Below are 25,085 nucleotides of genomic sequence, written 5' to 3' on the forward strand. Positions count from 1 at the left end.
ACTCAGTATAGACAAAGGAACGCGGATTCGCGTACTACCAGTACTGCTCCACCGTTACGTTACCGGGTTTGCGGCGCAGGTTCTTGGGCAGGCCTTTTTCGGTCAGCACTTCTTTGGCGTGGCGGATCATTTCCGGGTTACCGCACAGCATCACCTGAGCGTTGGTATCCAGCTTGTCGCCGACGGCGGCTTCGAGCTCGCCGGATTCGATTAAGCCGGGGATGCGACCACGCAGACCGCCCGGATAATCTTCGCGGCTGACGACCGGCTGATAGGTAAAGCTGCCCGGATGGTCGGCTACCCAGCCCTGAATTTGCTGTTGATAGGTCAGGTCACCGGCATAGCGTACGGCGTGGATTAAGTGGATGCGCTTGAAGCGTTCCCAGGGGATGCTGGTATGCAACATCGACAGATAGGGGCCGATGCCGGTGCCGGTGGAAATCAGCCACAGGCTGTCGCCGTCAGGCACTTCGTTAAGGGTAAAAAAGCCACTGGGCGGCTGACTGACTTCAATGTGCTGGCCGGGCTTCAGGTCGTGCAGCAAGGGCGACAACTTTCCGCCTTCAACCCGACTCACCAGAAAATCCAGCACCGAGTCATCCGGACTGTTCACCAGCGAATAAGCGCGCTGTATGCGCGCGCCCTCGTGCTGCAGCCCCAGGCGCACAAACTGGCCGGCGATAAACTCAAACGGCTGGGCCTTTACACGGATGCTAAAGAGTTCAGCGTTCCAGGCGTAGTTTTCGATGACTTCTCCGGTTAACCATTGTGCCATTGCTTGTTGTCCTCCGACGCGCCGCCGAATTACTGAATGTTCACCTATGGTAAGAACTTAGCGTCTGTTTTACCAGCCAATTTACGAGCCGCTTTCACCGGTTATGTTATGCTATAGGCAAAGCAGTAATTGGAGTTACTTTTGTGAGTTATGCCGTAAGTTATCCCATTAATTATGCGCTGATTGCCAGCGCCATGGCGCTACTGGCCCTTACCGGCTGTAGCGAGCCGCAGCAAACAGCAGCCGATGACACTGACGTGGTGCAGATTGATCCGATTGAATACAGTGATGCGCGGGCATGTGCCTTTGCCGATGAGCTGGCGGCATTAGACCCTGAACAGCCCGATCTGGCGCAGCTGCGTTATTTAAACGAGCAGTGGCGCGACCTGAAACGGGTCGATGCCATGTCATTAATTGAAGAGCGCGACAGCCGGGCCATACTGACTGATTTCAATTATCAGTTAGCTGAGCAGAGTGTCGACTTGCTGAAGCAGGTCGCCGCCATCACCACCGAAACCTGGGATCGCATTGAAGGGCTGCGCCGGTTTGCCAATGATCCGGACAATATGAAAGTACCGGACTCTATCGTCCGTGACTTTGTGAGCCAGCTTGAGGCCTGCTGTCTGGGTCCGTTAGAAGGTAATGCGGTGGCGCTGTTAAGCGAGGATAAAGAAAGTGTGCTTTACGCGATCGGCCGGCGCGCTTATTTTGTGGAACGGGATGTAAATCAGATACTGAACAATGAACGGCAACTGGCCGACTACCGCACCAAAATTAATGTGCTGGAGGCGCAGCTGCCAGAGGCGCCTGCGGTAAACGCAGACACCGACTGGGTGAGCTGTCCCCCCGCCTAGGCCTGTGACTTAAGCCTGCAACTTAGTCCTGCGGCTTATGGTAGGCCGCTACCTGCTCTTCTAACTGTTCAACGCGTTGGCGCAGACGCAGCAACAACTGTTGCTGCACGTCCATCTCTTCGCGGGTGACGACATCGAGCTTGTTCAGCTGTTGTTGCAGGATCTGCTTGATGCGCTGTTCCATGCCGTCGGCAAAGTCCTTCACACCCGATGGGATGCTATCGTTGATCTGACGGGCGATATCTTCAATTTTTTTGGCGTCCATAACCACTCCTGTTTCACTGGGCCGAATTACCTTTAAGCTTAGCAGGAGTTTGCGGTAAAATCTGCCGCTCATTCAAGCACACCGCTAACCAGCAGGATCATGATGCAGTTAAATCCCCGACAACAGGAAGCCGTACGTGCCATCGCCGGGCCGGTGCTGGTGCTTGCTGGTGCGGGAAGCGGCAAAACCCGGGTAATCACTGAGAAAATCGCCTACCTGATCACCAAATGTGACTATCAGGCGCGCCATATCGCGGCCGTCACCTTTACCAACAAAGCCGCCCGTGAGATGAAAGATCGGGTGGGCAAGACGCTGGGCCGGCAATATACCCGCGGTCTGACGGTATCGACGTTCCATACTCTGGGCCTGAATATCATCCGCAAGGAAGTCACCCGGCTGAACATGAAGCCCGGCTTTTCGCTGTTTGATGATCAGGATAGCTTTGCCCTGCTCAAAGCGCTGACTGAAGACGAGCTGGACGGCGACAAGACACTACTGAAGCAACTGCAGCATCAGATCAGTAACTGGAAGAACGCCATGCTGCAGCCGGATCAGGCGCTGGCGCAAGCGTCCCTGCCCGACGAGCAACTCTTTGCTGAGTTTTACCGGCGCTACCAGCAGAACATGCGCGCCTGCAACGCGCTGGATTTTGACGACTTAATTCTGCTGCCCACCCTACTGCTCAGCCAGAATCAGGAAGCCCGCGAGCGCTGGCAGAAAAAGTTCCGCTACCTGCTGGTGGATGAGTATCAGGATACCAATACCAGTCAGTACCAGCTGGTGAAACTGCTGGTGGGTGAGCGCGGCCGCTTTACCGTGGTTGGCGATGATGACCAGTCGATCTATTCCTGGCGCGGTGCCCAGCCCCAGAACCTGGCGCTGTTACAAAAGGACTTCCCCAACCTGCAGGTGGTTAAGCTTGAGCAGAATTACCGCTCTCATGGCCGGATCCTGAAAGCCGCCAATATCCTGATTGAAAACAACCCACATGTATTTGAGAAAAAGCTGTTCTCGGAAATGGAATACGGCGTGCCACTGCGGGTTATCTATGGACGCAACGAAGAACACGAAGCCGACCGCGTGGTGGCGGAAATTGTCCGGCGCCGCTTCCTGGAGCGCACGCCTTACAGCCACTTCGCACTCTTGTACCGGGGCAATCATCAGGCCCGGGTATTTGAAAAGGCCATGCTGACGAACCGTATTCCATATCGTATCACCGGCGGCCAGAGCTTCTTTGCCCGCGCTGAGGTGAAGGACATCATGGCCTACCTGCGACTGCTGGTGAACCCGACCGATGACACCGCGCTCATCCGCATTATCAATATCCCTAAGCGCGGTATTGGCCCCGGCACTGTGGAGCGCATCGGCGATCTGGCCAATGAACTGCATATCAGCTTGCTTGAGGCCGCACAGCATCAGGCGCTGAAAACCCGTATGGGTAGCCGCGAATATCAGTCGGTACAATACTTTACCCATCTGATCAGCCAGACCGCGCGGCGCTGCGATCATCGCGAAGAAGCGCCCTCGGCACTCTATGATTTGATCCGCACCATCGGCTACGAAGAATGGCTGTATGAAAGCAGCCCCAGCGTCAGCGCCGCCGAAATGCGCTACAAGAACATCAATGAGCTGATCCGCTGGGTCACTGAGATGCTCAAAGGCGATGACGACCATGAGCCGCTGGATCTCGAACAGGCGGTGGCCAAACTGTGCCTGCGCGATATGCTGTCGCGCAACGAAGAAGACGAGCAAGGTGACCAGGTGCAGTTGATGACGCTGCATGCTTCCAAGGGTCTGGAATTCCCCCATGTATTTATGGTGGGTATGGAAGAAGGCTTGCTGCCACATCAGTCGAGCGTTGATGACAACATGGTTGAAGAAGAGCGCCGGCTGGCTTATGTGGGCATTACCCGCGCGCAGCAGTCACTTACTTTTACTATGGCCCGTGAGCGCCGTCAGTACGGTGATGTGGTAAAACCTGAACCCAGCCGTTTTTTATACGAGTTACCCGTGGACGATCTGGAATGGGAAGATCAGAAAGTGGTGACGGAAGAGACCAAAGAAGCTACGCGCGAAAGCGGGATGGAAATGTTACGTAATGCGCTGAAAAAGTAGTTATCAGGCGTAGTTAGCGCCCGACTTTAGCGAAGTCGGTTGTGAAGAAGTTTGCGACTTTACCCGTTCGGGTTCTCCAAATAACAGCCCCTGCCCCAATGTTACCCCGGCACTGAGCAGCGCATCGCACTGCGCCCGGGAGTCTACCCCCGCCGCAGCCAGCTTAATATCCAGCTCATTGCACAGGTTTACCACGTTACGCATGGTCGCTTGCGCCCGTTTACTTGAGGCTACATCGGCGACGAACCGTGGTGCCAGTTTTACATGGGTAAACGGGTAATTAAGAATATAATGCAGCGCCCCGGTACTGCGGCCGAAATCATTGAGCGCCAGCCCGACGCCCGCTTCAGCTAGTTGCCGCAGACAGCTCAGTTGGCGCTTTGAGTTGTCACTAAGCTCAGTTTCGCTGAACTCCAGCACCAGTTGCTCCGGAGCCACACCCAACTGCCGGATAATTTCCAGTAAAGCTTTAATATCGGCCAGTTTAAACAGGTGCTTGGCAGATACACTCACATAAATCGGCTGTTCCGGCTTCTCATTGACCAGTTCGCAACAGCGCGACAGCATCCACTGGTCAACGGCCATGATCATGCCGGCTTTTTCAGCAATATTAAGCAGATGTTCGGTAGATAATAAATTACCGTCAAGCTGCCAGCGCACCTGCACTTCCCGCGCCAGCGCTTTGCCGCCTTTCAAATCGACCAGAGCTTGTTCCTGCAGAATAAAGTCTTCGTCGAAATCAGCATGGCGCAGTTCGGTTTCCCGAGTCAGCGAGGCGACCAGCTCTGTATGAATACTTTCATCAAATACCACGAAGCGCCCGCGGCCCATGCCTTTCGCCTGGTACATAGCTGCGTCGGCATCCCTTAACAGGCGCTCAGCGGAATCGTTTCGTGCTTTGCATTCCGCAATACCGACACTGGCACCGGAATAATGCTCATTAGCACCAAACACAAAAGGCTGGCGCATTTTCTCAATGATACGTGAAGCGATTTCTTTGGCATCGTCGATATGACGGATCAGGTTCAGCAGAATAACGAACTCATCGCCACCCAGGCGCGCTACGGTATCATTATCGCGCACACATTCGCCGATGCGGCGGCTGGCTTCCTGTAAGAATTCATCGCCGGTTGAATGACCGAGGGTATCGTTAATATCTTTGAAACGGTCGAGATCGACAAACAGCACCGCAAAGTTATGATTCGGGAAACGTTTTTTCTGCTTCAGCGACTGCTGTAACCGTTCGGTGAACATGGCGCGGTTCGGTAAGCCCGTGAGGGTATCGTGATGCGCATCGTAGAATAATTTTTCTTCGATTTTTTTACGGCGCTCAATCTCGCTGACCAGCTCTTCGGTGCGTTCGGCAACTTTTTTCTCGAGGTAGGTATTCACCCGCCGGATCTCCTCGGCGTTGCGGCGACGCTCAATGGCCACGGCCACGTGCTGGGATACGAAGTTCAGCAGTTCCAGGTCGTCCTGCTTATAGGACACATCATCGCTGTAGGTCTGCACCGAGAGCACGCCGATAACTTCATCTTCAACAATCAGTGGTGAGCCCAGCCACTGTTTCGGACGGGTACCATAGTATTTGGCGCGCGAATCGCCATTGCCCCGGCTCATGACCCTTTTGTATTCATCTTCGTCAATGAATACCGGCTTTTTCAGGTTAATGACGTGTTCCGTCATGCCATGCCCTAGCGGCCGTGAAGCACGTACTTTGGTGTCGCGCTCATCAACGTAGTAGGCAAAATTAATATTTTTCTTCTCGTCGTCCAGTAGAGCAACGAAGAAGTTGTCGTTGTTCATCAGTTGCCCAATGTGGGCGTGCAGATGCTTGAAGAAGCTATCCATGCTGTCGGAGGTATTGGTCAGCTCGGAAATCGCGTACAGCACGGCAGATACTTTTTCAGCGCGTTTACGCTCAACAATCTGTAGCTCAAGGTCGCGGTTGATATCGCGAAGGTTCGCGGTCTGCCGGTTGATTTCTGCCTGGAGGAATTCGCGCTGTCGGATCCGCTCAAGGGCGTTGACTATGTGCTGCGATACGAACATCAGGAGTTCTTTATCGGCGGTGCTGTAAAATACGTTCTCGGTATAACTCTGAACCACCATGGCACCGATAACACGACCACCTGATTGCAGCGGCGCACCCAGCCAGTCGACGGGAGGAGCGCCTAAATCGCGGATCTCGCCCTGAGCTACCAACGTCGGAAAATCTTCTTCTGTCAACAAAAAGGGCCGGCCGGTACGCATGACATAGCCGGTAATGCCGCGGCGCAGCGTGTCAGCAGGAAACTGTTCAAGTGACGGGATGTCATCGTATTCATCGACAAAGTAAACGAACTTCACGGTATCGTTATTTTCGTCATACAGGCAGATAAAGAAGTTCCGGGCCATCATCAGCTCGCCGATAATGCCATGTACCGACGAATAAAATTCTGACATGTCGCGCACGAATGAGGCAAGTTCAGAGATCCGGAATAAGGCTTTTTGGACAACTTCAGACTGGCGGTACTTGAGGGTAAGCTTTTTCAGACGCACAACAGCCTTGCGCAGGCGCGCAACTTCTTTCAATCGTGACTGTTCTGTTTCGGATTTTGGCATTATTGTTATTTTTCGTTATTGGCCGTTTTATTTTTTTACCGTTTTATAACGATTCCAGGTCGAGTATATCCTTACCGGTCCGGCGTGAAAAGGCTTGTCGCTTAAAAAACAGACAAAAAAAAGCCGCGGTTGCGGCTTTTTTTAAAACTTTTTTACTTTTCAAATTAAATATCTGAAGTCATATATTCGATTGCAGCCATAATTTCGTCTTCGCTACAGTCAGCACAGGTACCTTTGGCAGGCATTGCGTTATAGCCCTCAACCGCGTGCCGCAGCACGGTATCCATGCCTTGTTCCAGGCGTGGTGCCCAGTCTTCAGCGTTGTTGATGCGCGGGGCATTCAGTACGCCCGGAGTATGACAGGCGGCGCAGAATTTATCGTAAACCTGTTGACCGGAACGCGCCGCAGCTGTCTGTGAACCGTTACCTGTCTGTGAACCGTTACCTGCTTGCGCATCTGCACCGGCCAGACGAACTTTACCGATAGGTGCGATACGCTCTTTAATGGCGCCTTCGTCATCCTGCTGTGGCATCATAACAGCACCTGCACTACCGACCACGAAAGCCAGTGCGAATGCAATAAAACGACCCGATTTTACCACCTGTACTCGATTCACTTGAAACTCCTGATATGAGCTGATGAGCTTGCGCGCTCCAATAGTTGTTGCGATTATAGCCGTATTCCAGCCAAGGATAAACACTTCCGTTTTATGTAGTCAATTATGTCGTCAAATGTACCTGATGTAGTACGTAAGTTTGCGCTTTTGGATCTGGACGCTTTTTTTGCCAGCGCTGAAGTGTTGCGCGACCCCAGCCTCCAACACCGTCCTTTTGCGGTCGGCGGTGGCGGCGAGCGCGGCGTGGTGGCCACGGCGAATTATCTGGCGCGGGAATTCGGCGTACGCAGCGCTATGCCCGGCAGCCACGCCCGCCGGTTATGTCCTCATCTGCATTTCGTCAGCCCGGATCACGGCTATTACCGCCAGCTATCGCGTCAGGTGCTGGCCTTATTAAAAGACGTAACGGATCAGGTTGAGCCGGCTTCCATTGATGAGTTTTACCTGGATTTATCTGCCAATACCCAGTTTCAGGGTAGCGCCAGCCTGACCATGGAGGCGCTTCGCAAGCGCTTGCGCGAAGAGCTGCATCTAACCGCATCAGCCGGTATTTCAAATCAGAAAATGGTCGCGAAAATCGCCAGTGAAGAGCGTAAGCCCGACGGCCAGTTTGTGGTGGCTCCGGAGCAGGTGGTGCCCTATATCGGTCAGCTGACGTTAAAGCGCATTCCCGGAGTCGGCCCGAAAAGCCTGGAACGGCTGAACCAGGCCGGATTTTACCTGGGCCGCGATGTCCAGGCTGCCGAGCTTGCCGCGTTGCAGAGTATTCTGGGTGATAAATCCGGCTGGCTGCTGTATCAACGTTGCCAGGGCATCGATCCGCGTTCCATTGTGACTGAGCGCGTCCGCAAAAGCGTGGGGGTAGAGGAAACGCTGCGCACCGACTTATTTCAGCTACGCCAGATTGACCTGTTTGTGAACGATGTGCTGCTGCCGCAGTTGCTGCGCCGCCTCGGCACGTCGCGCTGGCAGGACACCCACATCAAAACCCAGACGGTGAAGCTCAAATTCACCGACTTTCAGCAAACCACGGTTTCACGTACTGGTGCCAAGGCGTCGCCGAGTATCTTTTATCAGCTGCTGCGTGAAGCCTGGGAACGCCGTGACGGGCGCGGCGTGCGCCTGATTGGTCTGAGCGTGGCGCTGCCCGATCCGGATGACCAGCTGCAACTGGAGCTCGAACTCGAATAACGGCTTAGGCGACCTTCTTACGCCGCTGCCGCCACAGCCAGAACCACACCCCGCTGACAGGCAATACAATCAGGGCAATCCCGCCTGCCACTAATAACGTAAGTAGGCTGACGCCGCCGATTGCCGACACATGCAACGGATAGACCATCTGCGCCAGTTGCGTACCATAAGGCTGGTTACGAATATCCTGCCAACTCACCAGTGCCCCGGTAAATGGGTCAAACTGCATATAGCTGCGGCCGTTGGGATGCCATTCATCCTCATATTTAAAGCGGATGCGCGCCCTGTCCAGATACACCAGCCGCGGCTCCATTTCGGGAAACAAAACTTCCGCCGTACGCAGGCGCTGTGGCCAACTGGTCGCTTCGGTTGCTACGGCCGGCATACTGGTCACCTGGTGCTGTTCCGGAAACAGTCTGGTCAGGCTGTCCGATACCACAGCCGAATACATAATCGCGGTACCGGTGATCAGCAAAATCAGCAACGGGATCAATAGCACCACCCCAGTCACCCGATGCAACTGCCATAAGGTAGCACGGAAATTTTTCTGCCACGGCCATGCCCAGCGAATGGTAAACAGCCGGCGGCTCCAGGTTTGCGGCCACCACTTCACTAAGCCCGCCACCACCAGCAGCAAGCTGGCCAGCCCCAGATAACCCTGAATATCCTTACCCAGCTCGTGCAGCAGCAGGTGGTGATGGAACTCCACGAACCAGGATATCCAGTCTCCCATGTGCTCACGTGAAAGTAAGTGCTCACCTGCAGCATTAAAGTACTGATGCGTGCCGCTCACATCGACCACCTCTATCCAGGGCTTGTCGGCGCGTGGAAGAAAAGCATGACCGGCATCAAAGCGATCAAACACCCGCGCGGCGTCCTGATGATCAGGGATTTCAGTCAGCTTCAGCTGCGGGTATTTGAGCTGCAGTAGTTCGGTCTTATAAAAAAGCAAAGTGCCCGTAAGTGATACGAGCACCAGCCAAAGGCTCAGCGTAAGGCCGAGCCATCTGTGGAGTCGACCCCAACCCGGCATGATCAGAACGCGTACTGCCAGTTCAGGCTCACCGTACGTCCGCGGCCAGCGTAGTTGGTGCGATCAGCACCGGCAGTCTGGGCGTAGTAGGTGAAGTAGAACTCGTCGGTCAGGTTCTCAACGCCAATCGAGAAGATACCGTAACCGCGGGTTTCTGCCTGCAGCTGCAGATCAAAAGTGTGGTAGCCGTCAAAGTTGTTGATGGCTGCCGCGCCGTCGTAGATGTTCCGGTCAAAGAGTTTATTCCACTGCAAGCGGCTGCTAATCATTGGTGACCACTGCTGGCTCCAGTTCAGGTTCAGCCGCTCTGGCGCAATATTGCGGCCGCCGAGTTCGGTATCCACCTGCTGATCGCCGTCGCTGTCATATTCGCCGTTGGTTTTGGCATAGCTCATACCTAAGCTGATGTCGTTCGTCAGCGCGTATCTGGCAGATGCCTCATAACCGTCGATTTCTGTGCGTTCGCGCATTACTGAGAAAAAGCCATCGGCATCAGCCTGCAGACGCGCACCAAAGTCAGAATCAGAGCGGAAATAGCTCAGGCTGGCAGTCAGCGCGTGGTCACGGTACTCGATACCAACCTCGTTGTTATCGGCAATAACCGGCTGCAGATTCAGGAAGCTATTTACACTCAGACCCGGCGTGTTGATACCACGCAGCACCCGGCCCACATCCGGCATGCTGAAGCCTTCTGAGAAGCTGGCAAAACCACGCATGCTGTCGGTAAATTCATAAACAATGCCCAGGTTCGCCAGCAACTCGTTAAAGGATGGATCGCCGCCTTCGACCAGAACGCTGCCGTAGCTGTGCAGGGTGGTAAAGTTGTCGACCTCCAGCCGGCCATACTCATAGCGCACGCCGCCACTGACGGTCAGGCCATGCTGCTGATAACGCAGTTGTGCAAATGGTGCCCAGTTGTGGAAGTTGGTTTCCGGTACCCACTTACGGCCGGTTTGTGCCAGCTCCTGGAAAGTGCGGTCGCGCAGATAATCAAAGCCAGCGCTCAGATCAACCGGGCTGTCCGCCACTTTGGTCCAGTTCATAGTCAGCCGCGAACCCAGTTTGTTCGAGTCATTACGGGACTGGTCGAAAATTTCCGTGCCAAAGGCCGGATCCTGGAAAGTCGCAAAGGTACCGCCGCCGTATAAGGCCGAGAAATCCTGACTGAACAGTTGCCAGTTCAGATCAGCGCCCAGGATGTTGGCGTTGCGATAGGTCATGGTTGCGGTAGTGACTTCATTCTCGGCCGGATCGCCTTCTGAAGGCTGTTCAACAGCGCGGGTCGCGATGCCCATATCGCGATCACCGACAACCGGTGAATAGTCGCCGTTGCCCTGCAGATTGAAGTGATTGACCATCAGCTCAAGGTGCTGATCGGCCGCCAGCTGGTAGCCGATTTTGGTAAACAGGTCATAGCTCTCGGAGTCCATGACATCGCCCTGGGTCACATCAACACCGATCAGGTCGCCATTACCATCTACATACATGCCGGTGCTGCGCACGTGGCCGCCGGCAACGATGTCCCAGTTGCCTTCCGCGGTACGGAACAAGTAGCCGGTGCGGTACGACAAGCCTTCGCTGGTGTTGCTGGTTGGCGCGCTCAGGCCCGCGACCACTTCATGGCTGCTGCCCTCAGTTGCCGACTTGGTCACCAGGTTGATGATACCGCCGCTGGCACCCATGCCCTGGATGGCGCTGGCACCGTGGATAATCTCTACGCGCTCAATCATCAGCGGGTCGATGGTGTAGCTGGCACGGGCACCGTTACGCAGCGGATTAGACTGTGGTACGCCGTCGATCAGGTAAAGTGGTTCGCGGCCACGCAGGGTTTCACCGGAGCTGGTCAGCTTCTGCCGGGACGGCGAGAATGCCGGCACCAGGTTACCTAATAAATCCGACAGCGAATCGGCGACTGCCAGCTGCTTGCGCAGCTCTTCACCGTCGATAACAGTAACGGTGGCGGGAATCGCACTTTCCGGCTGGCTGGTACGGCTGGCGGTGATGGTGATGCGTTCAGCGACTGCTGAGTCGGTTTGCTGTGCGCTCTCTTGTGCATTTTCCTGCGCAAAGACGGGAGAAGCCAATAATGAAGCGATGGTGAGACTGACGATAGACTTGTTCATAAGACCCTTATAATCAGTAAGCTAGAAATTATTTGCGCTAATGATAATGATTCGCATTTAAGAAACAAGCCCCTGATGAAAAAATTTATGCTTTATTGAATAATTCCGATGCGGGCGGCAATATGGCGGCTGGATATTCATATTTTTCACTTATAAGGCGTTTTTATGGGTTGGCTGTCGATTCTGCCACCACTGGTTGCCATTATCGTCGTGTTCTGGCGCAAGGAAGTTATCGTCGCCCTGCTGCTGGCGATTCTCACGTCCGAAATCCTGCTGACATTTGCCGGCGATGCGCCCGGGTACTATGCCGCCATCGCGACCATTGAACGTATTGTCAGTGTGTTTGAGTCGCCCGGTAATACCCGCATCCTGATCTTCAGCCTGCTGGTGGGCGCCCTGCTCGCCTATATTCGTGAATCGGGTGGCGTTGCCGCACTGGTCGAATCCCTGCTTAAACGCGGCTACGGCACCACCCGCCGCAGCGCCAGCCTGATGACCGTATTCACCGGCATCTTTGTATTTATTGAATCGAATCTGAGTGTGCTGACCGCCGGTATTCTGTCACGCGGCCTGTTTGAAAAGCTGGGGATGAGCCGGGCCCGACTGGCCTATCTGATCGACAGCACCAGCGCGCCCATCTGTATCTTGATCCTGCTCAACGGCTGGGGAGCCTATGTACTGGGCATGCTTGAACAACACGAGGAACTGCCGGGTACCTCGGTGGGTATTCTTATCGGCACCATTCCGCTTAATTTTTATGCTTTGGTGACACTGGCGGGCGTGTTTTACACCGCCATTTCGACCCGGGTGCATGGCCCCATGCGTACCGTCGAAGCGCAACCGCAACCGACTCAGGATCTGCCCGACGATATACCGACCAACAGTAAAGCGCGCTATATGCTGGTGCCGCTGATGGTCATGGTGTTTGGCATGGTTGGCTTTATGTTCGGCACCGGCAACGGTGATATCACCCAGGGCGATGGCGCCAAGTCCGTGCTTTATGCCACCACCCTCGCCTGTGTGGTCGCCTATCTGATGCTGCTGATCAGTCGCCGCAATACTCATCAGCAATTAGTAACCATGGGCTTCAAGGGCATGGGCGAACTTTTGCCGCTGGTCACTATCGTGTTGCTGTCACTGGCGTTGGGCAGCAGCCTGAGCGAACTGGGTACCGGCCTGTTCCTGGCCGGCCTGGTCGGGGAATTCCTGCCACTGGTGCTGATCGCGCCAATGTTATTTCTGGCCGGCGCGCTCATCTCATTCACTACCGGCACCTCATGGGGTACTTTTGCCATTCTCATCCCCATCGCCGCTCCACTGATTATTGCGCTGGACCTGCCCGCGCCGCTGTTACTGGCCGCGGTATTGGGGGGTGGTGTGTTCGGCGACCACTGCTCGCCGATATCCGATACCACGGCCGTATCGTCGCTGGCGTCAGGCTGCGATTTATTAGAACATGTACGCACCCAGCTACCTTATGCACTGACAGCAGGGGGCATCACTCTGCTGCTGTATTTACTGGCCGGCTTCATCATGCTTTAACTTTCGGCAAATAACGCTCTGCAACTGGATTTTTCGTCTATGGCTAATGGTCTACATTTTCGTACTACCCGCGCTGAAATTAACCGCGCCGCACTGCAACACAACGCCGGTATCATCCGTGGGCTGGCGGGCGCGGCAAGTGTGCTGGGCGTGGTGAAGGCTGATGCCTATGGTCACGGCATGATCAGTGCCGCGCAGGCCATTGCCGGACAGGTGGATGCCTTTGCGGTGGCCTTTCTTGATGAAGCCTTAGTGTTGCGCAGTGCCGGATTCAATCAACCTATTGTGCTGCTCGAAGGCTGCTTTTCGGCGGCTGAGCTGCCGATTTGTGCCCATCATAATCTGCAGCCCGTGGTGCACGAGCAAAGCCAGCTGGATGCCATCCTCACCTCGCGGCTGATTCATCCGCTGGCGGTGTGGTTAAAAGTGGATACCGGCATGCACCGGCTGGGCTGGGCACCGGATCAGGTCCGGCGCGTCTATAAAGAGCTTAATGCCAGCCCCCAGGTCGGTTCGGTAACCCTGATGTCGCACTACGCCAATTCCGGCGACAACGCGCACCCGCTTAATCAGCAGCAGGAGCAGCAGTTTTATGATCTGACCGCCGAAACCAGGCTGACGGATCACCTAAGCCTGGCCAATTCCGCGGCGCTAGTGAGCGCCAGCCGCGACTACGAGCAATTTGATCGCCACTGGGTTCGTACCGGTATTACCCTGTACGGCATCAGCCCGAACCCTGACCAGCCGGTGAGCAGTGAACTCAAACCGGTTATGCGGTTAGTCGCGCCGGTGATTGCCCTGCGGGATATCAGCGCCGGCGAATGCGTCGGCTACGGCAGTTGCTGGGTGGCTGAACGGGATAGCCTTATCGCCACCCTGGCAATTGGTTATGCCGATGGCTATCCGCGACATTGCCCAAACGGCACCCCAGTGTTCATTAACGGACAACGCGCGCCGCTGGCCGGGCGGGTTTCTATGGACATGATTACCGTGGATGTCACGGATCTGGGGCAGGTAAAGGTGGGTGATGAAGCCGAGTTGTGGGGACCTGAACTGTCCGTTCATGAAATAGCCCGACACGCCGGCACCATCAGTTATGAGCTGGTCACCCGCGTGTCAGCGCGGGTGCCACGGGTCGAGATTTAAATCAGAGGTTATCGCCCGGCTTGCGGGTGATTTTATCCAGATAACCCATCGCAAAGGCAGAACCGACAAAGGTCAGGTGGATAATTACATACCACTTGATCTTCTCGGGCTCGACGTTGGCTGCGTTCATAAACACTTTCAGCAGATGAATGGATGAAATCGCGACAATCGAGGCCGCCACCTTGCTTTTTAAGCCACCGGAATCAATTTTGCCCAACCACGACAGCTTCTCGGTATCACCGGTAATATTCAGCGCCGAGACGAAATTTTCGTAACCGCTCAGCATCACCATCACCAACAGGCCGCCAACCAGAGCAATATCAATCAGAGTCAGCGTCAGCAGGATCAGATCCACTTCCGGCATCGCCAGAATATTTGGGAAAGCGTGGAATAATTCCTGAAAGAACTTTATACCCAGCATCAGTACCGCCAGGCTCAGGCCTAAATAAATCGGCGCCAGCAACCAGCGCAGGCTGTACATCAGGTTTTCGAGTGCGCGTTCCATGAGTTACCTCAGCATTAATTTAGAGCAGCAAGTTAAAACAACTGCATGATACCAAGTAAGATAGCGTAGCGGCCAGCCTTACTGACAAACACCAGAATTAAAAACTGCCAGAAGCTTAAGCGCAGCATGCCGGCGATAAAGGTCAGCGCATCGCCGATAAAAGGCGCCCAGGCCATCAGCAACGACCACTTACCGAAGCGCTCAAACCAGCGGTGCCCGCGGGCCAGGCTGGCCGGCTTAAACGGAAACCAGCGGCGATCCTGATACTGCACCAGATACCGGCCCAGCACATAGTTCACCACCGATCCCAGCGTATTGCCGATCGACGCCAGCCACCAGATGAGCCACACATCGTAGCCCAGCCGCTGGGCCGCCACCACCACAAACTCAGACTGAGCGGGCAGTACAGTGGCAGCCAGAAACGCCGTCAGAAATACGCTGAGGTACATCGGCGGTTAGTCTTTCCGGTAGTGCTTAAACCAGGCCAGGGTATGCTCAATTTTCGCAATCATGTGCGATGGTCGCGCGGTAACCGAATGCGAAGCTTCAGGCACCCGGACCATAGCGGTATCGACCTTGCGTAGCTGCAGCGCCTGATAGAACTGTTCAATTTCAGACATGGGCACGCGGCGATCCTGCTCGCCACTGAACAATAGCGTCGGCGTATTTACATTCGCCACCAGCGACAACGGCGAGCGTTCCCAGTAGTGCTTATAGTCTTCCCACGGCATCGCCGGGAACTGATTGGTGATCTGGCCAATTGAACTGTCGGCGGTCAGGGTTTTGCTCACCCAGTTAATCACCGGGTTGGTCGCTGCGGCAGCGCGGAAACGATCCGTCAGCCCGACCGCGAAGGCCGTGGCAATGCCGCCCGCTGAACCACCGGCAATAAACAGGTTGTCCGCATCGGCGATGCCTTTTTCAATCAGCGCGTCTAAGCCAGACATATGATCGGCGAAATCCCGCTCTGAGGAATAATAGCCATCCAGCAGCAGCGCAAAGTCTTTGCCGTATGACACACTGCCGCGGTAGTTGTTATAGAACACCACATAGCCTTCAGCGGCATAGCGCTGGTGCTCGGCGGCAAAGGACGGACCATACGCCAGATGCGGCCCACCATGAATTTCAACCATAGTCGGGTAGGTTTTTGCCGGATCATAATCCGGCGGCAGAATGTACCAGCCGTGAATCTCAGTACCGTCGAAGCTTGATTTATAGGTGATTTCTTTTACTTCACCCAGTTTACGCTGCCCCAGCACATCGGCGTTCAGTGCGGTATGGATCTGCTTCGCCTCGCGTTTCTTCATGCGCGTCGCATAGGTGGCAACATCAGCCGGACGATGCGATGTGCTCTGGGTGTACGCCAACAGGCCGGTTTGCGCTGAAGCTGAGAACGAGCCGCTGATATAAGGCCGGCTGATATATACACCGCCGACATCATCGACATAATCCGTGCGCTTATTATTCATGGTCACGCTGGCCAGTTTATAGCGGCCGCGATCCGAGTACTGAAAAGCGATGACATCGTCGCTCAGCCACTGCGGACTCTCGACTGAGCGATCAAAATCCTGCAGCAAGGCAGTGCGTGGCTGTTGCTGCCAGTTCAGTACATGCAACTTGCTGTTGTGATACGGCACCGGTTCGTTGGAGCGATGCAAAAACGCCATCTTGCTGTAATTCGGTGACATCACCGGCGAAAACTCTTGCCCCGGCATGCTGGTCAGTTGGGTCATCTCGCCAGTCTGTACATTCAGGTGCCAGAGGTCGCTTTCGTTAACCTGATACTCCCAGGCTTCGTTGCGATTGGCGGACAGGATCAGCGACTGGCTGTCGCCACGCCAGGCCAGCGGTCCGCTGTGATCAAAGGCGCCTTGCGTCAGCTGACGGGCCGTGCCGCCTTCGGCTGGCACCACAAATACATGCCGGTATTGCGAGGGCATAACGCCCTGACCATCACGCTGGTAATAGGTGCGTTCAATGACCAGCGGCTTTGGCCCCCACTCTGCTTTGTCAGGGCGCTCCGGCTGGGCGACTGATTTGGCATAGTCAGTTTTAGGTGCCGGCTGGCTCATGATAAAGCCGATTTGCTTACCATCTGGTGACCAGCTCAGGTTGCCCGGGCTCTGGCGTACATCAGTTACCTGAGCCAGTTGCTGCTCGGCCAGCCAGTAGACATAAATCTGGTTGCTGCCCTGCCGGTTCGATGTGAAAGCCAGTCGTGAACTATCCGGCGACCAGCTGAGGTTGCCATAACTGAACTGATCAGCGAACAGCGGCGTGTGCTGTCCGGTCGCCACATCAATTAGCCAGAGGCTGCGGGTGGTATTGTCTTTCATCACATCAAAGCCGGTGCGCACATAAACAATCTGTTTGCCGTCGGGAGAAATTTCGACCTGGCCAGCGTGTTCAAGATTGAAAATGTCTTCCGGCTGGAAAGTCTTCTTCTTGGCGGCGGCCTGCGTCACCTGATCGACCTGAGCCTGCGCCAGGTTCGGAGCTAGCGACGCAGTCAGTAAGACACCTGAAATAACTGCAGTTAGTTTATTCATAAGCTGGTTCCATTTGTTATTAACTAATTAGAGATCGTTTGCTGCCCCTACCTAAACAAACCCGGCCGGCTGATGCAATGCATATCCGACCAATCCGGGGGGATTACCGATAAACAGTAGCTGGTTATGCTGATTAATTAGGGTATGCTAAATTCAGTAGAAATGACAAAAACTGCCCTGCTTCAAGGAGACAGACTATGCCCCGGCTTAATTTCGGACTCATTCTATCCAGCGCGCTGCTGGTAGCCGCCTGCTCGCCCCAGCCACCTGAAGGCCCGGCCCTGATTGAAGCAGACCAGGCCGTGGTCAACACCGCCGTGATCGACTTTGAAGGCCGCAAAGCAGTGGTCCGAGAGCAGCAGACGGTACTAATTAAAGATGACCGCATTGTGCATGTAGGCCCGACCAGCGAGATCGTAGTGGATGATGACGCGCTGGTGATCGAAGGCGATGGCCGCTACCTTCTGGCCGGACTAACCGAAATGCATGGTCACGTGCCCCCTGCTGCCAGCTTCGGCGAGCTGCCAGAGCGTTACCTGAATGATGTACTGTTTTTGTACGTGGCAAACGGCGTTACCACAGTGCGTGGCATGCTGGGCTATCCGCATCAGTTGCAGCTGAAAGACGATATCGCCAGCGGCCAGCGCATGGGGCCGACGCTCTATTTAGCCGGACCCAGCTTCAGCGGTAACTCGGTGGAATCGGCAGCGCAAGCCACCCAGCGGGTCATCGAACAACGTGACCAGGGCTGGGATTTGCTGAAAATCCACCCCGGCCTGACACTTGAGGAATATCTGGCGCTGACCAGCACCGCAACGGCTGCGGATATGGATTTTGCCGGCCATGTGCCGTCTGCCGTCGGCCTGGAAGTTGCCTTAAAGGCGGGCCAGCGCACCATTGATCATCTCGACGGTTACCTTGAGCATGTGGATGCACTGACCCGACCAATCACCGAAGAAGAGTTATTAGAGCTGGTACAAATGACCATCCGCTATGAAGCGGGGGTGGTACCCACTCAGGCGCTCTGGGCGACACTCATCGGCGCGGCTGATGAACAACAACTAAAAAGCTACCCGGAACTGAACCTGGTGCCGCCGGCTGTCCGCAAGGGCTGGCTCGACTTTCTGAAAAACCCGACCACCAGTTATTTTAACCCCACCACTGCCGCTATTCAGCAACAGAACCGCCAGCGCTTACTCAAAGCCCTGCACGATGGCGGCGCGGAAATTTTATTCGGTACCGATGCGCCGCAACTATTCAGCGTACCCGGCTTTTCCATACACCGCGAAATCGACATGATGGCGGAAGCTGACTTAACGCCGGCTGCGATCCTGTACAGCGCGACGGTAGCAACAGGTAACTACTTTGCGGAGCAGGATCGCTTTGGCCGTATCGCCGCCGGGCATCGGGCTGACTTTTTATTGTTGCCCGGTAATCCGCTTGATAACGCCGATGTGCTGCGCGACCTTGATGGCGTGATGATACGTGGATACTGGCTGGACCGCGCGGTTATTGACGCCCGGCTGGCGGAGATTCAGGCAGCTTATACTGCCGGATCAGCAGAAGGAGTGTTATAAGCGATGAGCTGGAACTGGTACAACGTCAGCGGCCCCACGGTGGTGGTGGATAAGAAGAAAGCGATGCGCAATATTGAGCGCATGCAGGCGAAGGCCAAGGCAGCAGAAGTTCGCTTGCGTCCGCATTTTAAAACCCATCAGTCGGATGAAATTGGCAGTTGGTTTCGTGATTCCGGTGCCGAGCGCATCGCCGTCTCGTCGGTGCCCATGGCCGAACAGTTCGCAGCCGCTGGCTGGAAGGATATTCTCATTGCGATTCCGCTCAACCCGCGCCAGCTCAGTGCCTATAACGCATTAGCTACACAGACCCGGCTTGGCCTTACGGTGGAGCACAAAGACGCACTTGAAGCGGTCGAGGAATTGACCGAGAAAGTCGACCTCTATGTGGAAATTGATGCGGGCTACGGCCGCACCGGCATTCCCTGGACTGACCCTATTCGTATCGATGATTTACTGCATGAAGCGCGCCAGCTGCCGCAGGTGCGTCAGCTCGGCCTGCTGCTACATGCAGGCAATAGTTATAACCGTCAGGGTGATGATGAAATCGCGCAGATTCATGAGCAAAGCCTCGGGCGGCTGGATGACCTGGTTTCGCGATTAACATTTCCCCGTGACGAGCTGCTGATCTCCGTTGGTGATACACCCACCTGCAGCCGCATGGACAGCTTTCCCGGCGCCGATGAAATTCGCCCCGGCAACTATGTCTTCTACGATTTGATGCAGCAGCAAATTGGTGCCTGCGACTGGCAGGACATCGCGTTGGCGGTAGCCTGTCCGGTTATCGCGCGCTACCCGGAACGTGGTGAAGTGGTGGTGCATGGTGGCGCTGTGCATTTCAGTAAAGACCGTGTGACTATCGATGGCGTGGACTGTTTCGGCCAGGTGATGCAGCTCACGGCGGAAGGCTGGGGCGAGCCGGTTGAGGGCGCTTTGCTGCATCGCTTGTCGCAGGAGCATGGCAAAGTGAAGGTGCCTGACTGGTTGCAGAATAAGTTGCAGCTGGGCGACTTGCTGGTGATTGTGCCGGCCCATTCGTGTCTGGTGATGGATGCATCGAAAGGCCAGTGCCAGATTATTGATTAAGGGCACAGCCATACTTTTACTCATGCGACCCATATTATTAATCCGGTGAATAATTAGCCAGTTACCATGAATTTTTCGGGATAGCGCGTATACTCCATAGCAAGTAGTCGCTTAGGAGCAGGACATGTTCGAATCTTTCGATGCCTTGACGCTCGCACGGTTTCAGTTTGCCTTTACCGTGGCCTTTCACATTATTTTTCCCGCCTTTACCATAGGTCTGGCGAGCTACCTGGCGGTGCTTGAAGGGCTGTACCTGAAAACCCGCAATCCGGTTTACCAAAAACTCTTTCGTTACTGGGTGAAGATATTCGCCGTTGCTTTTGGCATGGGCGTGGTATCCGGTATTGTTATGAGTTATCAGTTCGGCACCAACTGGTCCGTGTTTTCGGATCGCGCCGGCCCGGTTATCGGGCCACTGATGGGCTACGAGGTACTGACCGCCTTCTTCCTTGAAGCGGGCTTTCTGGGCGTGATGCTATTTGGCATGAACAAAGTTGGCGAGCGCCTGCACTTTTTCGCGACCCTGATGGTCGCCATAGGTACCGCCATTTCGGCGTTCTGGATCCTCTCTGCCAACAGCTGGATGCAAACACCCGCGGGCTTTGGCATGAACGATGTCGGCCAGTTTATTGTCACCGACTGGTGGGCGGTGATCTTTAATCCGTCATTCCCCTATCGCCTGGCGCATATGTTGCTGGCCGCCTACCTGACCACCGCTTTTGTGGTCGGCGGCGTGGCCGCCTGGCACCTGCTGAGAGATCGCGCCAACGCCGCTGCCCGGAAGATGTTTTCCATGGCCATGTGGATGGCGCTGTTGGTCGCGCCCTTGCAGGTGGTCGTTGGCGACCTCCATGGCCTGAACACCCAGGAGCATCAGCCTGCGAAAGTCGCCGCTATGGAAGGCCACTTTAAAACCCAGACACGAGCCCCGCTGTACCTGTTCGGCTTACCGCAGCAGGATACCGCCGAAGTGAAGTACGGCCTGGCCATTCCCGGCCTCGGCAGCCTGATTCTTAAACACGATGTGAATGCCGAAGTCACTGGCCTCGATGCCTTTCCCCGTGATGAATGGCCGCCGGTGGCCATTGTATTCTGGGCGTTTCGCCTGATGGTGGGCATCGGTGTGCTGATGCTGGTTATCGGCATCTGGTCCGGTATACAGCGCTGGCGCGGTAAGCTCTACGACAGTCCGCTATTACACCGGGTTGCCGTACTCTCGGCGCCGATTGGCTTTGTCGCCGTCATTGCCGGCTGGGTGGTCACTGAAGTCGGTCGCCAGCCCTGGGTGGTATACGGCCTGATGCGCACCGCCGATGCCGCCTCGCCTATTGCCCGCGAAGGCGTCGCTGGCAGTTTGCTGGCCTTCATCGTTGTTTATTTCCTGGTATTTGGCGCCGGCACCTTCTACATAGTACGCAAAATGGCTGGCAACCCCGATAAGGTCAACATCCCTGACTATGCGAAAAAGCAGCATGCCATGGCCGCTGAACGCATGTACCACGAGGAGGACTGAGCGATGGATTATGCACTGATTTGGGCCATTCTGATCGCCGTCGCAGTATTTGCTTATGTCGCGCTGGATGGCTTCGACCTCGGCATCGCCATGCTCTTTCCGTGGTTCAAACGCGAGGAGCACCGCGACGTCATGATGAACACAGTCGCACCCGTCTGGGACGGTAACGAAACCTGGCTGGTATTGGGCGGCGGCGGTCTGCTGGCGGTGTTCCCGCTCGCGTTCGCGGTACTGATGCCGGCCTTGTATATGCCTGTTATCGCTATGCTGCTGGGCCTGATTTTCCGCGGCGTGGCATTTGAATACCGCTTTAAAACCAAGCGCGGCAAACCCATTTGGGACCTTTCGTTTATGATCGGTTCACTGGTAGCGGCGCTGAGTCAGGGCATCATGCTGGGCGCTATGCTGCAGGGTATCAAAGTAGTAGATCGCTCATACGGCGGTGGCTGGTTTGACTGGCTCACGCCTTTTAGCCTGTTCTGTGGTCTCGCCGTGGTGGTTGGCTATATGTTGCTGGGTTCCACCTGGCTGGTCATGAAGACCCGCGGCGAATTGCAGCAGCGAAGCTTCCGGGCGGCACGAATCACTGCCCTGCTACTGGCACTGTCTATCGCGGTGGTCAGCCTGTACCTGCCGTGGCGTGATGCCGCTATTGCCGAGCGCTGGTTCAGCTTTCCTGCGTCGGTATGGCTCTGGACCCTGCCCCTGACGCTGGCGCTGGTCACCCTGGGCCTGTTACGGTCGCTCACCAGAGAGCACGAAGTGGCGCCCTACCTGTGGGCTCTTGGCTTGTTCTTTCTGTCATTCGTCGGTTTCGCCATCAGCATCTTCCCGTATCTGGTGCCGCGCAGCATCACCTTATGGCAGGCCGCCGCACCGGATAACAGCCTGGTATTTCTGCTCTATGGTGCCGTGATTCTGTTGCCGATCATTGCTGCCTACACCGGCTACACCTACTGGGTATTCCGCGGCAAAGTCGACCCCGACGCGGGCTACCACGACTGATGGCCCGGCAAGGATGGCGACAATGGTTGTGGTTTATCGGACTCTGGTGCGCCGGCGTGCTGGCGATCACTTTAGTGGGCGGCCTCATTCGCTGGGCCATCATGTAAGGCAGATTATTTATCCTGCTCCATGTTTTGCCAGTAATGTTGCATTTCAAGAAACGACAGTGACGCGGACCAGGTAATCAGCATGAAGCCAATCAGGGATTCAACGCCAAACAAAAAGCGTAAGGCTTCAAGCGGGTACGCCTCGGCGAAACCAACTGTGGTATAGCTGGCGATAGAAAGGAAAAAAAAGTCGAGTAGTTCGGCGCTAGTTTCCAGACCACCGATGGCGCCGTTACTCGCCATACCGCCATAGTTATAGAGTAGCCAGCCGCCAAAACCGAATAAACCGACTTCGCCAACATGGGCGAAAAACAAGCCTATAATCAGGATCAACATGCGCGCACGACGCCGCAGCGATTGCCTGCGTTGTAGTATGCGACGCAGCCGGAATGACGCTTCGTAATGCACGAATACGGACAGCAAAACCAATAATAAGGTCGCCGCCGCTACTGTCAGGTGATCAAAACTAAGCATCAGCCCCCTGAGTACTCCAAAGGAAAAACAACTACCTTATCAATTAGTCGTTGCTGAGGTTAAATTCAAGTCAGCTTCTACGGTGGACAAAAACTGCGGCGGTGTAAAACCGCCAAGTTCCGCTTCGAGCATTGCCGCTAAGCTGAATAAATTTGCTTCACTCCAGGGCAATCCCACCACACTTAAACCTAATGGCAGCGGACCCTCTTGTCCCAGCGGCAACGTAATTGATGGATAGCCCGAAACTGCGGCGGCAGTTGAGGTGCCAAAGCTAAAGCCCGCGCCCTCTTGCGGCGGTGTTGGCCACGCCGGGCCATAGGAAGGCATCAAAATAGCACTTGCGCCTTGCTCTTTGAGGTAGCGATCCAGATGCGCTTCAGCCAGACGACGACTAGTAAATAGCGCCTCGTTGTAGCTCTTCGCAGCCTCATCAAGATCAATACTTACCGCCTGTTCAAAGTATTCCTGACCAAATAATGCCAATTCAGAGTCTGCGTTCGCTACGTTATAATCAATAACCGCTTGCATGTCAGTGGCCGGCGCTCCGAATTCAGCTAACCAGCTATTCAGATCGCGTTTAAATTCGTATAGCAAAACCTCAAACTCACTGGCGTAAAGTTCCTCAGGCAAGTTCCATTCATTCACTTCAATAACCTTCACGCCTTTGCTCTTTAAAGTACGAACCAGGTTATCAGTCATTGTTTTAACGCCGCTAAACTGATCATCGTAGGCCCGGACGACAACCACAGACTCACCAGTAAAACTCCGCTTGGTTGCCTCAGCGAGCAGTTCTCCGTAGCGACTTTTGGCTTCGACCGTAGTCATGGCATCAAGAAGCACGGCAGCACCGAAAACATAACGAGTCATCGGGCCTGCAATATCCTGAGCCGAGGCAATGGGAATGATGCCGTAGCCCGATACTGCGCCCCGCGTTGCTTTTACGCCAACCACACCGTTAACCGAAGCCGGGCACATAATTGAGCCGTCTGTTTCCGTACCTATGGCGAGCAAACTGAAGTCAGCTGCGACGGCAGCTCCTGAACCAGCGCTCGAACCACATGGATTGTGGGTAAGTACATAGGGGTTGCGTGTTTGGCCGCCAAGGCCGGACCAACCACTGATTGAATCTTCTCCGCGAAAATTAGCCCATTCCGACAAATTGGCTTTACCTAAAATGATGGCTCCGGCGGCGCGTAACTGCGTTACCAAAGCGGCATCTTTTTCAGTAATGAAATCCTTCATTACTGTGGCGCCCGCTGTGGTCGCCATTTTATCCCTAGTGGCTATATTAGCTTTCAGCACGACCGGCAGACCATGTAGCGGGCTGCGGACGTAACCACGCTGACGCTCCTCATCCAGCTCCCGGGCGAGCGCCAGCGCATCTGGATTCACTTCAATAATCGCCCGGATATCATGCCCGCTGTGATTGTTCGCCGCTATCTGATCCAGATAATATTGCACCAACTCGACACTGCTGAGTTCACCTGCGCTAAGCTGCATTTGCACCGTCGCGGTATCTGTCCATTGCAGCTGCTTCGCTGTTATCTCGGTTGGCGTTTCGCTGCATCCTGCAAGCAAGAAACTTAAGCCCACCGCAAACGGAGCCAAATTTAAACGTGCCAGAATTTTCCGGGGAGCAATCACAACCATTTCCTTTCTATCAAAGTGATACAAGGTAACGAGCATGCCTTTTAGCGGCAGGAATTTCCACTAAAACGACTCGCAACAAGGTATCTGCTCAGAAGCGGAGTGGGAATTGGCACGCAAGCCAAGGTTTTGTCTGGACAACCAGGCATAATTTCCTTAGAATTCCCGCCTGCTTATCCATACCCCTTTATTTACTACGCACCCGTAGCTCAGCTGGATAGAGCGCTGCCCTCCGGAGGCAAAGGTCGTTTGGTAAATAGGCACAGTGGTTAGAAGTCACAATTTGGAAATGCGCCCGTAGCTCAGCTGGATAGAGCGCCGCCCTCCGGAGGCGGAGGTCAGAGGTTCGAATCCTCTCGG

20 protein-coding genes are annotated in these 25,085 nt (G+C 55.0%); 9 read left to right on the top strand and 11 right to left on the bottom strand.

The features are described 5' to 3' along the window. Window positions 1–34 precede the first annotated feature (34 nt). A complete protein-coding gene (locus IDSA_RS06130; RefSeq protein WP_034775200.1) occupies window positions 35–775 on the bottom strand; it encodes a ferredoxin--NADP reductase in 741 nt (246 codons plus the stop codon). A 143-nt stretch (window positions 776–918) separates the two neighbouring features. On the opposite strand from IDSA_RS06130, the gene IDSA_RS06135 reads away from it, so the two are divergent. Beyond that, window positions 919–1,629 carry a hypothetical protein gene (locus IDSA_RS06135; protein WP_034775202.1) on the top strand — a complete coding sequence of 237 codons (711 nt, stop codon included), beginning with the start codon at window positions 919–921 and terminating at the stop codon, window positions 1,627–1,629. Window positions 1,630–1,651: 22 nt separating this feature from the next. Here the strand turns inward: IDSA_RS06135 and IDSA_RS06140 are convergent, their stop codons facing one another. Beyond that, window positions 1,652–1,894 (bottom strand): accessory factor UbiK family protein, encoded by a 243-nt coding sequence (locus IDSA_RS06140; RefSeq protein ID WP_034775203.1) that lies wholly within the window; start codon window positions 1,892–1,894, stop codon window positions 1,652–1,654. A gap of 102 nt (window positions 1,895–1,996) precedes the next feature. On the opposite strand from IDSA_RS06140, the gene rep reads away from it, so the two are divergent. Further along, entirely contained in the window at window positions 1,997–4,009 is a 2,013-nt protein-coding gene (rep, locus tag IDSA_RS06145) for a DNA helicase Rep (RefSeq protein WP_034775204.1), read from the top strand. 3 nt (window positions 4,010–4,012) lie between these two features. Here the strand turns inward: rep and IDSA_RS06150 are convergent, their stop codons facing one another. Together IDSA_RS06150 and IDSA_RS06155 are read right to left on the bottom strand one after the other, a co-directional pair. Next, window positions 4,013–6,613 carry a sensor domain-containing phosphodiesterase gene (locus IDSA_RS06150; protein WP_034775205.1) on the bottom strand — a complete coding sequence of 867 codons (2,601 nt, stop codon included), beginning with the start codon at window positions 6,611–6,613 and terminating at the stop codon, window positions 4,013–4,015. Between the two features lie 164 nt (window positions 6,614–6,777). Next, window positions 6,778–7,149 (bottom strand): c-type cytochrome, encoded by a 372-nt coding sequence (locus IDSA_RS06155; protein ID WP_084694062.1) that lies wholly within the window; start codon window positions 7,147–7,149, stop codon window positions 6,778–6,780. Between the two features lie 186 nt (window positions 7,150–7,335). On the opposite strand from IDSA_RS06155, the gene dinB reads away from it, so the two are divergent. Then, the gene (dinB, locus tag IDSA_RS06160; protein ID WP_034775206.1) at window positions 7,336–8,421 is read left to right on the top strand and encodes a DNA polymerase IV; all 1,086 of its coding nucleotides are present in this window, start codon (window positions 7,336–7,338) and stop codon (window positions 8,419–8,421) included. A gap of 4 nt (window positions 8,422–8,425) precedes the next feature. Here the strand turns inward: dinB and IDSA_RS06165 are convergent, their stop codons facing one another. Together IDSA_RS06165 and IDSA_RS06170 are read right to left on the bottom strand one after the other, a co-directional pair. After that, on the bottom strand, window positions 8,426–9,454 hold the full coding sequence (locus IDSA_RS06165; protein ID WP_034775207.1) for a PepSY-associated TM helix domain-containing protein: 1,029 nt from the start codon (window positions 9,452–9,454) through the stop codon (window positions 8,426–8,428). Between the two features lie 2 nt (window positions 9,455–9,456). Continuing rightward, window positions 9,457–11,577, bottom strand: coding sequence for a TonB-dependent receptor (locus IDSA_RS06170; protein WP_034775208.1), 2,121 nt, complete (start codon window positions 11,575–11,577; stop codon window positions 9,457–9,459). A 165-nt stretch (window positions 11,578–11,742) separates the two neighbouring features. On the opposite strand from IDSA_RS06170, the gene IDSA_RS06175 reads away from it, so the two are divergent. Both IDSA_RS06175 and alr read left to right on the top strand, forming a co-directional pair. Then, window positions 11,743–13,119: a Na+/H+ antiporter NhaC family protein gene (locus tag IDSA_RS06175; protein ID WP_034775209.1), complete on the top strand. Its 1,377-nt coding sequence runs from the start codon at window positions 11,743–11,745 to the stop codon at window positions 13,117–13,119. 39 nt (window positions 13,120–13,158) lie between these two features. Then, window positions 13,159–14,265: an alanine racemase gene (gene alr / locus IDSA_RS06180; protein WP_034775211.1), complete on the top strand. Its 1,107-nt coding sequence runs from the start codon at window positions 13,159–13,161 to the stop codon at window positions 14,263–14,265. Window position 14,266: 1 nt separating this feature from the next. Here the strand turns inward: alr and IDSA_RS06185 are convergent, their stop codons facing one another. From IDSA_RS06185 to IDSA_RS06195, 3 genes are read right to left on the bottom strand one after another with little or no spacing between them, the layout of a single operon-like run. Continuing rightward, entirely contained in the window at window positions 14,267–14,770 is a 504-nt protein-coding gene (locus IDSA_RS06185) for a TIGR00645 family protein (RefSeq protein WP_034775212.1), read from the bottom strand. A 32-nt stretch (window positions 14,771–14,802) separates the two neighbouring features. Further along, window positions 14,803–15,219, bottom strand: a complete 417-nt coding sequence (locus IDSA_RS06190) for a YqaA family protein (RefSeq protein ID WP_034775213.1) — start codon at window positions 15,217–15,219, stop codon at window positions 14,803–14,805. Window positions 15,220–15,225: 6 nt separating this feature from the next. Next, window positions 15,226–17,319 carry a S9 family peptidase gene (locus tag IDSA_RS06195; RefSeq protein ID WP_034775214.1) on the bottom strand — a complete coding sequence of 698 codons (2,094 nt, stop codon included), beginning with the start codon at window positions 17,317–17,319 and terminating at the stop codon, window positions 15,226–15,228. Between the two features lie 197 nt (window positions 17,320–17,516). On the opposite strand from IDSA_RS06195, the gene IDSA_RS06200 reads away from it, so the two are divergent. The 4 genes from IDSA_RS06200 (at window position 17,517) to cydB (ending at window position 22,497) form a co-directional block, all read left to right on the top strand. Continuing rightward, window positions 17,517–18,896, top strand: coding sequence for an amidohydrolase family protein (locus IDSA_RS06200; protein ID WP_034775215.1), 1,380 nt, complete (start codon window positions 17,517–17,519; stop codon window positions 18,894–18,896). Window positions 18,897–18,899: 3 nt separating this feature from the next. Next, the gene (locus IDSA_RS06205) at window positions 18,900–19,979 is read left to right on the top strand and encodes an alanine racemase (protein ID WP_034775216.1); all 1,080 of its coding nucleotides are present in this window, start codon (window positions 18,900–18,902) and stop codon (window positions 19,977–19,979) included. A 124-nt stretch (window positions 19,980–20,103) separates the two neighbouring features. Further along, window positions 20,104–21,492 (top strand): cytochrome ubiquinol oxidase subunit I, encoded by a 1,389-nt coding sequence (locus tag IDSA_RS06210; protein ID WP_034775217.1) that lies wholly within the window; start codon window positions 20,104–20,106, stop codon window positions 21,490–21,492. A gap of 3 nt (window positions 21,493–21,495) precedes the next feature. Beyond that, the gene (gene cydB / locus IDSA_RS06215; protein ID WP_034775218.1) at window positions 21,496–22,497 is read left to right on the top strand and encodes a cytochrome d ubiquinol oxidase subunit II; all 1,002 of its coding nucleotides are present in this window, start codon (window positions 21,496–21,498) and stop codon (window positions 22,495–22,497) included. Window positions 22,498–22,610: 113 nt separating this feature from the next. Here the strand turns inward: cydB and IDSA_RS06220 are convergent, their stop codons facing one another. After that, entirely contained in the window at window positions 22,611–23,078 is a 468-nt protein-coding gene (locus IDSA_RS06220) for an ion channel (RefSeq protein ID WP_034775219.1), read from the bottom strand. A 39-nt stretch (window positions 23,079–23,117) separates the two neighbouring features. Continuing rightward, window positions 23,118–24,578 (bottom strand): amidase family protein, encoded by a 1,461-nt coding sequence (locus IDSA_RS06225; RefSeq protein WP_232221274.1) that lies wholly within the window; start codon window positions 24,576–24,578, stop codon window positions 23,118–23,120. Window positions 24,579–25,085: the final 507 nt, after the last annotated feature.

Source organism: Pseudidiomarina salinarum (genome assembly GCF_000753715.1).
GTDB lineage: Bacteria > Pseudomonadota > Gammaproteobacteria > Enterobacterales > Alteromonadaceae > Pseudidiomarina > Pseudidiomarina salinarum.

Bases quoted from the DNA above. Each gene is read 5' to 3' on its own strand.
- cydB (WP_034775218.1), top strand. From the start codon at position 21,496: ATGGATTATGCACTGATTTGGGCCATTCTGATCGCCGTCGCAGTATTT.
- IDSA_RS06170 (WP_034775208.1), bottom strand. From the start codon at position 11,577: ATGAACAAGTCTATCGTCAGTCTCACCATCGCTTCATTATTGGCTTCT.
- IDSA_RS06140 (WP_034775203.1), bottom strand. From the start codon at position 1,894: ATGGACGCCAAAAAAATTGAAGATATCGCCCGTCAGATCAACGATAGC.
- IDSA_RS06130 (WP_034775200.1), bottom strand. From the start codon at position 775: ATGGCACAATGGTTAACCGGAGAAGTCATCGAAAACTACGCCTGGAAC.
- IDSA_RS06155 (WP_084694062.1), bottom strand. From the start codon at position 7,149: ATGATGCCACAGCAGGATGACGAAGGCGCCATTAAAGAGCGTATCGCA.
- IDSA_RS06165 (WP_034775207.1), bottom strand. From the start codon at position 9,454: ATGCCGGGTTGGGGTCGACTCCACAGATGGCTCGGCCTTACGCTGAGC.
- IDSA_RS06205 (WP_034775216.1), top strand. From the start codon at position 18,900: ATGAGCTGGAACTGGTACAACGTCAGCGGCCCCACGGTGGTGGTGGAT.
- IDSA_RS06195 (WP_034775214.1), bottom strand. From the start codon at position 17,319: ATGAATAAACTAACTGCAGTTATTTCAGGTGTCTTACTGACTGCGTCG.
- IDSA_RS06185 (WP_034775212.1), bottom strand. From the start codon at position 14,770: ATGGAACGCGCACTCGAAAACCTGATGTACAGCCTGCGCTGGTTGCTG.
- IDSA_RS06175 (WP_034775209.1), top strand. From the start codon at position 11,743: ATGGGTTGGCTGTCGATTCTGCCACCACTGGTTGCCATTATCGTCGTG.
- IDSA_RS06190 (WP_034775213.1), bottom strand. From the start codon at position 15,219: ATGTACCTCAGCGTATTTCTGACGGCGTTTCTGGCTGCCACTGTACTG.
- IDSA_RS06225 (WP_232221274.1), bottom strand. From the start codon at position 24,578: ATGCAGCTTAGCGCAGGTGAACTCAGCAGTGTCGAGTTGGTGCAATAT.
- IDSA_RS06210 (WP_034775217.1), top strand. From the start codon at position 20,104: ATGTTCGAATCTTTCGATGCCTTGACGCTCGCACGGTTTCAGTTTGCC.
- alr (WP_034775211.1), top strand. From the start codon at position 13,159: ATGGCTAATGGTCTACATTTTCGTACTACCCGCGCTGAAATTAACCGC.
- IDSA_RS06220 (WP_034775219.1), bottom strand. From the start codon at position 23,078: ATGCTTAGTTTTGATCACCTGACAGTAGCGGCGGCGACCTTATTATTG.
- rep (WP_034775204.1), top strand. From the start codon at position 1,997: ATGCAGTTAAATCCCCGACAACAGGAAGCCGTACGTGCCATCGCCGGG.
- dinB (WP_034775206.1), top strand. From the start codon at position 7,336: ATGTCGTCAAATGTACCTGATGTAGTACGTAAGTTTGCGCTTTTGGAT.
- IDSA_RS06150 (WP_034775205.1), bottom strand. From the start codon at position 6,613: ATGCCAAAATCCGAAACAGAACAGTCACGATTGAAAGAAGTTGCGCGC.
- IDSA_RS06200 (WP_034775215.1), top strand. From the start codon at position 17,517: ATGCCCCGGCTTAATTTCGGACTCATTCTATCCAGCGCGCTGCTGGTA.